Here is an 11,221-nt window from a genome sequence, read left to right on the forward strand (position 1 = left end):
AATGAGGGGCCGGCTGAGCGACCCCAAATACGCGCGCCCCTGATATCGGGCATGGCCGGAATTGGCAAGGACAAGCAGCCGATCAGCGTCCCCAGCGGGACCAGAAACCGCGCCAGCCGCCGGCCTGAGCCTTCGGCGTGCCGATTTGTTCCGTAAATTCATCGCTGGGACCGTCGTCATCGATTCCGGGGTCATCCGGCGCGCGGATGATCGGGATGACGGCAGGAATCGGCGATGCCGCCGGCTTGCCGAGGTCGGCCCGGGCGCGGAACACGGGCGTGGCCGCAATGGGGGCTGATTCGGCGGGCTCCGGGACCAGTTTGGCCGGCTCCGTTACTTCGGACGCCTTCACGTCGACCGTCTCGACTTCCGTCTTTGCCTCCGGCGCCTTGACCTCGGAAGATTTGGTCTCCGAAGCCTTGGTCTCCGAAGCCTTGGCTTCCAAAACCTTGTCGTCCGAAGGCTTGATTTCCAAGGGCTTGGGCGTGGGCGGCAGATTGTCCTGCGCGGCTGGCGCAGGCGCGGGCTGGACCGGTTCCAGCGCCTCGCTGCTCACGGTGATCCGCTTCGGCGGCGGGGCGGCCAGCATGGCCTCCTCGAATGGAGAGGCCTCGATCGTCGTGCCCTTGTCCGAGGGCAGGCTCGCCACCGGCGTCTGCCATTGGAAGGCGTCGAGCCGGCCGGTGACGGGCGAGACCGGGCGCCAGCGGTTGCTGACATAGCCGTCGGCCGTCCAGGCCGGGTCGTGACGGGCGCGCACCGCGCGCAAGGTCCAGGCCCGCGCGCGGCCGCTGTCGCCATGCTCGGCGCGCTCGATCTCCGCCATCAGCAGCGCAACCCGCTGGGTCGGATCGTTGACCAGCGGCGCCAGCGCCTCGCGGGCGCGGGCGAACTCGCTGGCGTCGATCGCGGCGCGCGCGAGCGCGAGCTGGCCCTCGACATGACCGGGCGTCTTGGCCGCCAGCGTCTCGATCCGCTGCAGGCGCTGCCGCGCGGAGTCGCCGAGCTTCACATGCGCATAGGCGTCGGCGAGATCGGGATGCGGATGAGCGAGCCAGGCGGCTTCCACGAGCTTCATGGCGCGCCGCACCTGATGCGCCTCGCTCTCGAATTTCGCGGCGAGGGCTGCAGCCGGCACCAGCGTCGGGGCAAGCTTCACCGCTTCCATCACGCTCTCGCGCGCGACATCGCGGTCCATGGTCTCGAGCTCCAGCGCGCGCGCCGTGAGCAGCACGCCGCGCTGCCGGCGCCAGGCTTTCTTGTCGATCAGGCCTGCCGAGAGATTTGAATCGAGGATCGCGAGCGCGCCGCTCCAGTCGCTGCGCGCGCAGCGGAAGCCGAGCACCGCCTGCGAGGCCCAGGTCGAGGACGGCGCCAGCTTGATCGCCTCCTCAGCGATCATCACCGCGGAAACGGCATCGTCGGCGCGCTGCGCCTCGATAAACAGACCGCGCAGACCGAGGAGCCGCGTATCCGGGCGCTCGGCCATGGCACGGAAGGCGCGCTGCGCCTCGTCGCGATTGCCGTCGAGCTGCGCCGACTGCGCGTGCAAGAGCAGCGCGAGCGGATCGTCCGGCGCATGCCGCCGCGCCGCTTCCGCGTGGCGGCGCGCGAGCGCGGTATCACCATGGCCGATCGCCAGCAATCCATGCGTGATGGCGTGGCGACCGCGCGCATGGCGCTTCTCGTGACGACGGCGACGCAGCCGCGCCGGCGTTCGCCAGATCCCGCTCAAAATGCTCCAGGCGAAGACGGCGGCCACCGCAACGAGACCAAGCCCGAGCACGAACACCGGCACTGTCGTCGTGGCACGCAAGTTGCCCCAGGTCAGGATGACATCGCCGGTCTGATCGGCGACCCAGGCTGCGCCAGCCGCGGCAAGTGCGATGAGGATGAGAAACGATACGACGCGAAACATGGCGATCCCTTCGGCGCGACTCTAGTGCGCGGGTTTGGCGAGATCCGCCATGGCATCGTCGGCGAATTTGCGGGACGCGGCGAGCGCGGCATCGCGCGCATCGGCCTTGTCGAGCCAGGCCTTTGCGGCTTCGCGATCGGACTCCGGCAGCGTCTTCAGCTCGCGCCGCGCCGTGTCGAAATCGTTGCGCAGTGCCGCCGCAGTCATCCGCGCGACGATCGCGCCGCGATCATTGCCGACACCGTCGGTGCGCTCGATGCGGACGAGCTTCGAGGCGCCCGCCTGAAGGCGATCGACAATGCCGCCGCTGGGCGGCGCCTCCGCCGGTGGCGACAACTTCGATACGATGTTGAGGAGTTCGCGGCTCAGCGCAACCGGCGTTGGAATGCCTGCGGAGGCGAACGTCTCGAGCGGCTTCAGCGCCTGCGGATCGGGCGCGAAGGATTTCGCTGCCTCAAGCTGCGCAGCATAGCTATCGCCGTGACGGACCGCGACGTCGAGCAGCGCCGCGGCAACGACGCGACGCATCGCCTTGTCGTCGGTGGACTTAGCATCGGCGATCTTCTCGCCCTGCTGTGCAAGCTCGGCGCGCTCGGCCTTGATGGTACGCTCGAGCTGCGCGATGCGATCGTTGACACCTGACAGATCCGGCGCGGCAGCCGCGTCGCGCGGCGCAGACTTCACGTCGTTCAGTGCACTACCGAGCTTCTCCGATTGGGTCCGCAGGCTCGCGATGTCGCTGCGCAAGGCGGTGACGGATTTATCCAGCGCATCAAGCCGCGCCGCTGCGGCGGGGTCTGCGGCAGGTGCCGCCTGCTTGTTGACCTTGGTCTCGACGGCGGCGACGCGCCCGCTCAACGCATCGACCGTGGCAGTCGTGACCTGTGGCGCCGCTGCGGGCGCCTCCACCTGCGGCCAGCCCAGCATCCAGCCGACCGCGATCACCAGCGCGGCTGCGACCGCGCCCGACAGCGGCGCGATGACCCAGGGTGACACCGGCGCAGACGTCGGAGGCACGCCGGCCTGGGCCTCGGCGCGATCCGGCTTGTCTTCTGGCTGAGCTGCTTCGGGCTCGGCGGCCTCGGCCGCGACCGGTTCGGCTTTGGCCGCATCGGCATCGGCATCGGCAGGCTCGGGCTGCGACTCTTTGGCCGCCTGCTGCGGCTGTGTGGACACCTCGGTCGCCTCGAGGTCGATGGTGGGCGGAGTGCGTTTGGCACGGCCGGATTCGGGGGCCAATCCTGCGTCTTCAGGCTTGTCTTCGGCCATCGTGACGTTTCCTCACACTTGCAAGCGACGTACTCGGACCGGACCCCAAAGTTGAAGGATTCGGCCCGTTCTCTTACGCCAAACGGGTGCGCAAAGCACGCGCCAAGGTCTCAATCAGGGCATTTTCGTCCGGCGCGGCCGCGACCGCAACCTGCGTCGCGCCGGCGTCGCGGAGCACGCCGGCGATGCTCTCCGACAGGCAGCACTGCGGAATCGACAACGCGGAGATTTCGACGCCTTCGTCGCGCGCCGCATCCAGGAAGGCGCGCGCGCTGCGTCGCGAATAGTGCAGGACGGCGCGGATACCCTGGGCGGCGAAACCTTCGCAGACCTCGCGCGGCAAATGCTTGACCGGCACCATGCGATAGATGGTTTGCGTCACCACACTGAATCCTTCCGCGCCGAGCTCGCCGGCGAGATCGCGCGACAGGTCCGCGCCTGCAAGATAGAGCAGCGTGCCCTTTTTCTTCACGACCTTGTCGCGTGCGCCTTGCAGCACCTTATCGCGCAGGGCCGCCCCGTCGCCGCCGGCGGCGATCACCTTTTCAAAGCCGGCCTCGCGGGCGGCCGTGGCCGTGTGCTCGCCGACCGCGAACAGCGGCAGTCTCGACAGACGAAGCTCCGGCAGTTGCGGCGCGATGGAGCGGATCGCATTGGCTGATGTGACGATGATGCCGCTGTAGTTCGCCTCGCTCTCGTCGTGAAACGCGACCGGCTCGAACTTGAGCGCCGGCGCGAGCAGCACCACATGACCCTGAGCACGCAGGCTTGCCGCCGTGGCCTCATTGTCGGGATGCGGCCGTGTGACAAGAATGGCCATGATCTCTATTCTCCGGCGGCATCGCGATCTGGTGTTCCGGACGTTGCAAAGGCGCGATTGCCTTTGGCGACCCCGGAATGCTACCGGACGTACCAGAACTCTGCTTTGCGGAAGAGCGCAAGGGCGCAAATTGGATAACAATTCGCCAATGCTGGTATTGGGCATCGAAACCACCTGCGACGAAACCGCCGCGGCCGTGATCGCGCGCACGGGTGACGGTGACGGCGAGATTCTCTCGAACGTCGTGCGCTCGCAAGTCGAGGAACACGCCCGCTTTGGCGGCGTCGTGCCGGAGATCGCCGCGCGCGCCCATGTCGACCTGCTCGACGGTATCATTGACCGCGCGATGAAAGAAGCCGGCGTCGGCTTCGCCGAGTTGTCGGGCGTAGCGGCTGCGGCGGGCCCCGGACTGATCGGCGGCGTCATCGTCGGGCTCACCACCGCGAAGGCGATCGCGATGGTGCACGACACCCCGCTCGTCGCGGTGAACCATCTCGAGGCGCATGCGCTGACGCCGCGGCTGACCGATCATCTTGAATTCCCCTATTGCCTGTTCCTGGCTTCGGGCGGTCACACCCAGATCGTCGCCGTGGTCGGCGTCGGTCAATACATCCGGCTCGGCACCACCGTCGACGATGCGATCGGCGAAGCCTTCGACAAGGTCGCGAAGATGCTCGGGCTACCTTATCCGGGCGGACCGCAGGTGGAGCGCGCCGCGGCAGAGGGCGATGCGACGCGATTTGCGTTTCCGCGGCCGATGCAGGGACGCCCGGACGCCAATTTCTCACTGTCGGGACTGAAGACGGCGGTGCGCAACGAAGCGAGCCGGATCACGCCGCTCGAGCCACAGGACATCCGCGATCTCTGCGCGAGCTTTCAGGCCGCGGTGCTGGATTCGACCGCGGACCGCCTCGGCATGGGCTTGAAGCTGTTCCGCGAGCAGTTCGGCGCGCCGCAAGCGCTCGTTGCGGCCGGCGGCGTTGCAGCCAATCAGGCGATCCGCGGCGCCTTGCAGGACGTTGCCGACGCAGCCGGGACGCGGCTGATCATGCCGCCCCCGGCGCTCTGCACCGACAACGGCGCGATGATCGCCTGGGCCGGCGCCGAGCGTCTCGCGCTCGGCCTCACCGACACGATGGACGCCCAGCCCCGCGCCCGCTGGCTGCTCGATGCCAATGCCACGGCACCCAAAGGCTACACCAACACCCGCGCGGGATTCTAGTGATGACATCCTTCCGATCCGTCGCAGTGATCGGCGCGGGCGCCTGGGGCACGGCGCTGGCGACGGTCGCTGCGCGGGCGGGAAGAACCGTAACGCTGTGCGCGCGCAATGCCGAGCACGCGGGCCGGATTGCATCGTCACGCGAAAACCCGCGGCTGCCCGGCGTAAAACTGTCTCCCGATATCGTGGTGACGAGCGAGCTGGCGCTTGCCGCGCGCGCGGACATGCTGCTGATCGTCACGCCGGCCCAGCACTTGCGTGGCGCGGTGAGCACGCTGGCGCCGCATTTGACCAGGCCAACGCCGATCATCGCCTGCGCCAAGGGCATCGAGCACGGCACCCACAAATTCATGACCGACGTGATCGCCGAAGCTGCGCCGCATTCGAGCCCCGCGATCCTGTCGGGACCGAGCTTTGCGGACGACGTCGCGCGCGGCTTGCCGACGGCGGTGACGCTCGCCGCAAAAGACGATCAGCTCGCAAGCGCGCTGGTGCAGGCGCTGGGGTCGCCGACTTTCCGGCCTTATCACTCTACTGATGTACGCGGCGTCGAGATCGGCGGCGCGGCCAAGAACGTGCTGGCGATCGCTGTCGGCATCGCAGTCGGACGCAAGCTCGGCGCGTCCGCGCAGGCGGCCTTGACCACGCGCGGCTTTGCCGAGCTTGCCCGCTTCGGCCGCGCACTCGGCGCGCGCAGCGAGACGCTCGCAGGCCTGTCCGGCCTCGGCGACCTGATCCTGACCTGCTCGAGCCCGCAATCGCGCAACTTCGCGCTCGGGCTCGCACTCGGGCGCGGCGACAAGCCGCCGGCCGGCAAGCTCGCAGAAGGCGAATCCACCGCACCCGTGCTGATCGAGCTCGCATCTTCGCAAAGTATCGAGATGCCGGTATCACAGGCGGTGGCAGCGATCCTGAGCGGCAAGAGCACGATCGACGCCGCAATATCGGGACTTTTGACGCGCCCCTTCAAGGCAGAGGAATGAGCATGGCGTACTGGCTGGTGAAATCCGAACCGTCGGTCTGGTCCTGGGACCAGCAGGTCGCCAAGGGCGCCAAGGGCGAGGCCTGGACCGGCGTGCGCAATTTCACCGCGCGCCAGAATCTCGTGAACATGAAGAAGGGCGACAAGGCGTTCTTCTATCATTCCAACGAGGGCAAGGAGATCGTCGGCATCGCGGAGATCATCAAGGAGGCCTATCCCGATCCGACCGACAAGACCGGCAAGTTCGTCTGCGTCGACATCAAGGCCGACAAGCCGTTGAAGACGCCGGTGACGATGGCCGCAGTCAAGGCCGACAAGAAGCTCGCCGACATGGCGCTGGTGAAATATTCGCGGCTGTCGGTGCAGTCGGTGACGGCGGACGAATGGAAGCTCGTCTGCAAGATGGGCGGCCTTTAAACCCTCTCCCCTTGCGGATGCACTCGCGCAGCGAGCGCGGGTGAGGGGTCTCTATCCGCGGAAACAGACCCCTCATCCGTCGCGGACTTCGTCCGCGCCACCTTCTCCCGCAAGGGGAGAAGGAAAAAAGCTGGCCTCACAAGTCCGGCAACGCAAACACTTCGCATGGCGCTACGATCCCACGCAGTGGATGCATCCCGAGGGGAAGCAATGGCGTGTCGGTCTCCGCCGCCAGCGCACCCGACACCAGAATCGTCTTGCCGAGCGGCTTGCACAATCCCTCGAGCCGGCTGACCAAATTGACGGCCGAACCGATGGCGGTGAAATCCAGCCGGTTGGCGGCACCGATATTGCCCCACAGCATCTCGCCGAGATGAAGCGCGGCGCCGAATGATAGCGACGGCAATCTCTGGCGGCGCCGTTCGTCATCCAGATGCACCATGCCGGCGCGTGCCGCGGCCGCCGCACGCAAGGCGGCGTCGCAGGCACGACGCGGCGAATCGTCAAGCACCGGAAAGATCGCGAGCACGCCATCGCCGATGAATTTCAGCACCTCGCCGCCAAAGGCGTGCACCGCGCCCGCGATGCGATCGAACCAGGCGTCGAGCGCCGAGATGACCGCGGCCGGCGGATTGCCTTCGGACAGTGCCGTGAAATCACGCAGATCGGCATAGAGCAGCGCTGCCTGGATGGTTTCACCGAGATCGCGGCGCAAGGGTGCCGCGAGCACGCGCTCGGCGCTGCGCCGTCCGAGATAAGCTTCGAGCGCGGCCGCCAATGTGGCCCGTGCGGCGAGCACGGCGAGCGGCGCTGCGGCAAAGCGCGCGGCTTGCTGGAGATCGTGGATCTCGCGCGGCGTGAACGGATGCGGCCCGATCCAGCCGAGCAACGGTCCGTCCTGCCGTCCGATCACGTCTTCGTGGACGGTGCCGGCGGCTGTCGTGCTCAGCCAGCGACGGCCGGCATCATTGCGTGGCGCGAGCGCGGCAGCCCCCGGCGCAAAACCAAGTGCTTCGACGACCTCGCCGCTCTCGGCGCGCCACAGCCAGGTTCGCTGTGCGATCAGGGGATGCGGAACGTCCAGTGTCAGGCTGCCCGCGACGAGCGGCAAACCATCCGCAACCAGATGCGCGCCGAGATCGGCGAGCAGCCGGTCGGCGCCCGTGGTCTCGGCGGCGGCATCGACGAGCCAGGCGAGCGTCGAGGACAACTGCATGGTGCGATCATGTGGTCTGCTCGCCCTTTTTGTCACGACCTATCATCGACGGCGGCCTTGAAGAGGCGCTGGAGCGGCGCCATGTCCTTGAGTTCAGCCTGGGAACCGATGCCGATGACTGAGCCATTCATAGTCCGCCGCGAGACCCACATCCCGGCCCCGCGCGCCACCGTCTTCGCCTACCTCGCCGACCCCGACAAAATCGTGAACTGGATGGGCTCGGAGGCGACGTTCGAGACGCAGCCTGGCGGCCTTTACCTGCTGAGGGGTATTGGCCAGCGCGGCGGCGTCGCGCGCGGCGCGTTTCGCGAGGTCGTGCCGGTGCACCGGCTCGCCTACACGTTCGGTTGGGAGGGCGGCCAGGAAGTGCCGCCGGGCTCCAGCCTGATCGAGATCGACCTGATCGAACGCGATGGCGGCACGCTGTTGCGCATGACGCACAGCGGCCTGCCGACTGCGGAACAATGCGAAGCCCACAGCAGGGGCTGGGCCCATTACCTGGACCGGTTGAGCCTCGTGGCCGGAGGCCGAGATCCCGGGCCCGATGTGATGAGGCCTCAGGGCAAGATGTAGCGGGCGCTACACCGCAGCCGTCGCCACCACCTGCGCCAGAAGCTGCTCGCGCCTCGCCTGCGAACGCTGCCCCTTCATCGTCGCGGCAAAACGTTCGAGGATGCCGTCCTCGAATGCGGTGACGATGGTGTCGTGGACGTAGCTCCTGCGGCAGATCGCCGGCGTGTTGGAAAGCTTGTCGGCCGCGGCACGGATCGCGTCCAGCACCTGGCGCTTGCGGCCGCGCTGGCTGGTCGCCGGCGTGATCCGTGACAGCGATTCCACCACGACGGCCGAGGCCATCAGGGTGCGAAAATCCTTCAGCGAAATCTTGATGCCGGCGATCTCGCGCAGGAACGCGTTCACCTGCGTGGTGTTCACAGCGCGCACGATGCCGTAGGCATCGCGATACTGGAACATGCGCTTGCCGGGGACGCCCCGCAGAATGCCGATGGCGCGGACCAGCTTGGCCGCGTCGCACTCCTTCCGCACCGCCTTGCCGCCCTTGGCCTTGAAGGTCAGCACGAAGCAGTCGTCTTCGAGCGTGACGTTGGACTTCAGCAGCGTGGTGGCGCCGCGGGTGCCATTGAGGCGGGCGTAGGATTCATTGCCGGGACGGATCGCGGTGCGGGCGATCAACTCGATCACCGCCGAGAGCGCAAATTCGCGCGTCGGCTCGTCGCCCGAGAGAAACGCCGAGACCTTGCGCCGGATTTTTGGCAAGGCACCGACGAGCTTTTCCAGGCGATGCGCCTTGCGATGCTCGCGGACCTTCTCCCAGTCGGCGTGATAGCGATATTGCAGCCGCCCTGCGGCATCGCGACCCACCGCCTGGAGATGCGAGCTCGGGTCAGCCGAATAACGCACCTCGCGATAGGCCGGCGGCACCGCCATGGCGTGCAGCCGGCGGATGGTGCGGGCATCGCGGATATGGGCGCCGTTGGGACGGACGAAGGAGTAGCCCTTGCCGCGCTTGATGCGGCGGATCGTCAGCTCGTTCTGGTCGCCGAGCCGCAGACCCAATTCCTTGGCCAGCGCCTCGACCGAAGTTGCGGCCGCCGTATCATAGGTCTTTTTCGGACTGGGGCGCCGGAAACCGGTCGGTTTCGGCCATTGTCCGAGCGCTTTGGCGAGCGCAATAGCGGCGGGATCGGCTGAAGCGGGCCGCATCGTCCCGAAATTCTGCTGATCCATCATAGTCTTGCGCCTTAGCTCCGCCTGTTATCGGTCAATGCTGTTGTTTTGATTTTTGTTCCGGTGGGCCCAACGGACCCGGTCAGGCCATTTAGGAGGTTCCGAACGGCATTGCGAGTCCCGAATCAGCGGTTAACGGTTGCCAAATACCTCCGGCTAGCGCATGGAGGGTCTGCGTCGCGGCTTCCGCAAGGTTCGGTAAAGAGCCCAGGAGCCTTCGCGCCGGCTGTTTCAGATTTGCGACAGGCCCCCTCACCGATCTTGATTCTGCTCATGGCCGAATGCCCGCCGAAGGTCCAGCTTGTCCTCCTTGTCGGGCGCGGTTAGCCCGACGCATAATCATTCAAATGATGTCGGCGTGGCCTTGAGCTTGCCGCTTGGTGGAGGAAAACATGTCCGAGAAGATCTACGACGTCCCGGCAGAGTGGACGAAGCGTGCCTGGGTCGACCAGGCCAGGTACAAGGACATGTACGCCCGCTCGATCTCGGACCCGAACGGCTTCTGGGCCGAGCAGGCCAGGCGCATCGACTGGATGAAGGCGCCGACCAGGATCGAGAACGTCTCGTTCGCGCCCGGCAACGTCTCGATCAAATGGTTCGAGGACGGCGTCCTCAACGTCGCCTGGAACTGCATCGACCGGCATCTTCACACCCGTGCAAATCAAACCGCGATCATCTGGGAGGGCGACGATCCCTCGCAGTCGAAGCACATCACCTACAAGGAGCTGCATGACGAGGTCTGCCGGATGGCCAACATCCTGCGCACCCGCAACGTCAAGAAGGGCGACCGCGTCACCATCTACCTGCCGATGATCCCCGAGGCCGCCTATGCGATGCTGGCCTGCGCGCGGATCGGGGCAATCCACTCGGTGGTGTTCGCCGGCTTCTCGCCGGACAGCCTCGCCCAGCGCATCAGCGACTGCAAATCCAAGGTGATCATCACCGCCGATGAGGGCCTGCGCGGCGGCAGGAAGGTGCCGCTGAAGGCCAATGTCGATGCGGCGCTCGCCAAGACAGAAGGCGTCGACTGGGTCATCGTGGTCAAGCGCACCGGCGGCAAGGTCGACATGAACCCGTCGCGCGACCTCTGGTACCACGACGCCGCCAAGATGGTGACGACGGACTGCCCGGCCGAGCACATGCACGCCGAGGATCCGCTGTTCATCCTCTACACCTCGGGTTCGACCGGCACGCCGAAGGGCGTGCTGCACACCTCGGGCGGCTATCTCGTCTATGCCGCGATGACGCATCAATACGTGTTCGACTATCACGACGGCGACATCTACTGGTGCACCGCCGACGTCGGCTGGGTCACCGGCCACAGCTACATCCTGTACGGACCGCTCGCCAACGGCGCGACCACGCTGATGTTCGAAGGCGTGCCGAACTACCCCGATAATTCCCGCTTCTGGAACGTCATCGACAAGCACAAGGTCAACATCTTCTACACCGCGCCGACCGCGATCCGCGCCTTGATGCAGGGCGGCGACGAGCCGGTGAAGAAGACCTCGCGCGCGAGCCTGCGTCTGCTCGGCTCGGTCGGCGAGCCCATCAATCCGGAAGCCTGGGAGTGGTATCACCGCGTCGTCGGCGAGGACCGCTGCCCGATCGTCGACACCTGGTGGCAGACC

Annotated in this window: 10 protein-coding genes; 5 read left to right on the forward strand and 5 right to left on the reverse strand. The window is 66.8% G+C overall.

Annotation, left to right across the window (positions count from 1 at the left end; all coding sequences use genetic code 11):
• Nucleotides 1-82 precede the first annotated feature (82 nt).
• The 3 genes from ACV1FX_RS33260 to ACV1FX_RS33270 all read right to left on the reverse strand — a co-directional run bounded on the left by ACV1FX_RS33260 (nucleotide 83) and on the right by ACV1FX_RS33270 (nucleotide 4,007).
• A complete protein-coding gene (locus ACV1FX_RS33260) occupies nucleotides 83-1,918 on the reverse strand; it encodes a heme biosynthesis HemY N-terminal domain-containing protein (protein ID WP_473121767.1) in 1,836 nt (611 codons plus the stop codon).
• Nucleotides 1,919-1,939: 21 nt separating this feature from the next.
• On the reverse strand, nucleotides 1,940-3,187 hold the full coding sequence (locus ACV1FX_RS33265; protein ID WP_473121768.1) for a COG4223 family protein: 1,248 nt from the start codon (nucleotides 3,185-3,187) through the stop codon (nucleotides 1,940-1,942).
• 73 nt (nucleotides 3,188-3,260) lie between these two features.
• Complete coding sequence (locus ACV1FX_RS33270; RefSeq protein WP_473121769.1) at nucleotides 3,261-4,007, reverse strand: uroporphyrinogen-III synthase; 747 nt, start codon at nucleotides 4,005-4,007, stop codon at nucleotides 3,261-3,263.
• A gap of 148 nt (nucleotides 4,008-4,155) precedes the next feature.
• Here ACV1FX_RS33270 and tsaD point away from each other — a divergent pair, with 148 nt between their 5' ends.
• Genes tsaD through ACV1FX_RS33285 form a run of 3 tightly spaced genes read left to right on the forward strand, consistent with a single transcriptional unit; the run spans nucleotide 4,156 to nucleotide 6,628 of the window.
• Nucleotides 4,156-5,229, forward strand: a complete 1,074-nt coding sequence (gene tsaD, locus ACV1FX_RS33275) for a tRNA (adenosine(37)-N6)-threonylcarbamoyltransferase complex transferase subunit TsaD (protein WP_473121770.1) — start codon at nucleotides 4,156-4,158, stop codon at nucleotides 5,227-5,229.
• Between the two features lie 2 nt (nucleotides 5,230-5,231).
• Entirely contained in the window at nucleotides 5,232-6,212 is a 981-nt protein-coding gene (locus ACV1FX_RS33280; protein WP_473121771.1) for an NAD(P)H-dependent glycerol-3-phosphate dehydrogenase, read from the forward strand.
• A gap of 2 nt (nucleotides 6,213-6,214) precedes the next feature.
• Nucleotides 6,215-6,628, forward strand: a complete 414-nt coding sequence (locus ACV1FX_RS33285) for an EVE domain-containing protein (protein ID WP_473121772.1) — start codon at nucleotides 6,215-6,217, stop codon at nucleotides 6,626-6,628.
• 136 nt (nucleotides 6,629-6,764) lie between these two features.
• On the opposite strand, the gene ACV1FX_RS33290 is transcribed toward ACV1FX_RS33285, so the two are convergent.
• Nucleotides 6,765-7,844: an adenylate/guanylate cyclase domain-containing protein gene (locus ACV1FX_RS33290; protein ID WP_473121773.1), complete on the reverse strand. Its 1,080-nt coding sequence runs from the start codon at nucleotides 7,842-7,844 to the stop codon at nucleotides 6,765-6,767.
• 114 nt (nucleotides 7,845-7,958) lie between these two features.
• Between ACV1FX_RS33290 and ACV1FX_RS33295 the strand changes: the two genes are divergently transcribed.
• On the forward strand, nucleotides 7,959-8,417 hold the full coding sequence (locus tag ACV1FX_RS33295) for an SRPBCC family protein (protein ID WP_473121774.1): 459 nt from the start codon (nucleotides 7,959-7,961) through the stop codon (nucleotides 8,415-8,417).
• 6 nt (nucleotides 8,418-8,423) lie between these two features.
• Here the strand turns inward: ACV1FX_RS33295 and ACV1FX_RS33300 are convergent, their stop codons facing one another.
• Nucleotides 8,424-9,593 carry a DNA topoisomerase IB gene (locus ACV1FX_RS33300; RefSeq protein ID WP_473121775.1) on the reverse strand — a complete coding sequence of 390 codons (1,170 nt, stop codon included), beginning with the start codon at nucleotides 9,591-9,593 and terminating at the stop codon, nucleotides 8,424-8,426.
• 389 nt (nucleotides 9,594-9,982) lie between these two features.
• Here ACV1FX_RS33300 and ACV1FX_RS33305 point away from each other — a divergent pair.
• On the forward strand, nucleotides 9,983-11,221 hold a 1,239-nt coding region (locus tag ACV1FX_RS33305; RefSeq protein ID WP_473121776.1), incomplete at its 3' end, for an acetate--CoA ligase.

Source organism: Bradyrhizobium ingae (genome assembly GCF_055791185.1).

Coding starts and splice junctions, on each gene's coding strand:
- ACV1FX_RS33260 (WP_473121767.1), bottom strand. CDS start 1,918: ATGTTTCGCGTCGTATCGTTTCTCATCCTCATCGCACTTGCCGCGGCT.
- ACV1FX_RS33265 (WP_473121768.1), bottom strand. CDS start 3,187: ATGGCCGAAGACAAGCCTGAAGACGCAGGATTGGCCCCCGAATCCGGC.
- ACV1FX_RS33270 (WP_473121769.1), bottom strand. CDS start 4,007: ATGGCCATTCTTGTCACACGGCCGCATCCCGACAATGAGGCCACGGCG.
- tsaD (WP_473121770.1), top strand. CDS start 4,156: ATGCTGGTATTGGGCATCGAAACCACCTGCGACGAAACCGCCGCGGCC.
- ACV1FX_RS33280 (WP_473121771.1), top strand. CDS start 5,232: ATGACATCCTTCCGATCCGTCGCAGTGATCGGCGCGGGCGCCTGGGGC.
- ACV1FX_RS33285 (WP_473121772.1), top strand. CDS start 6,215: ATGGCGTACTGGCTGGTGAAATCCGAACCGTCGGTCTGGTCCTGGGAC.
- ACV1FX_RS33290 (WP_473121773.1), bottom strand. CDS start 7,844: ATGCAGTTGTCCTCGACGCTCGCCTGGCTCGTCGATGCCGCCGCCGAG.
- ACV1FX_RS33295 (WP_473121774.1), top strand. CDS start 7,959: ATGACTGAGCCATTCATAGTCCGCCGCGAGACCCACATCCCGGCCCCG.
- ACV1FX_RS33300 (WP_473121775.1), bottom strand. CDS start 9,593: ATGATGGATCAGCAGAATTTCGGGACGATGCGGCCCGCTTCAGCCGAT.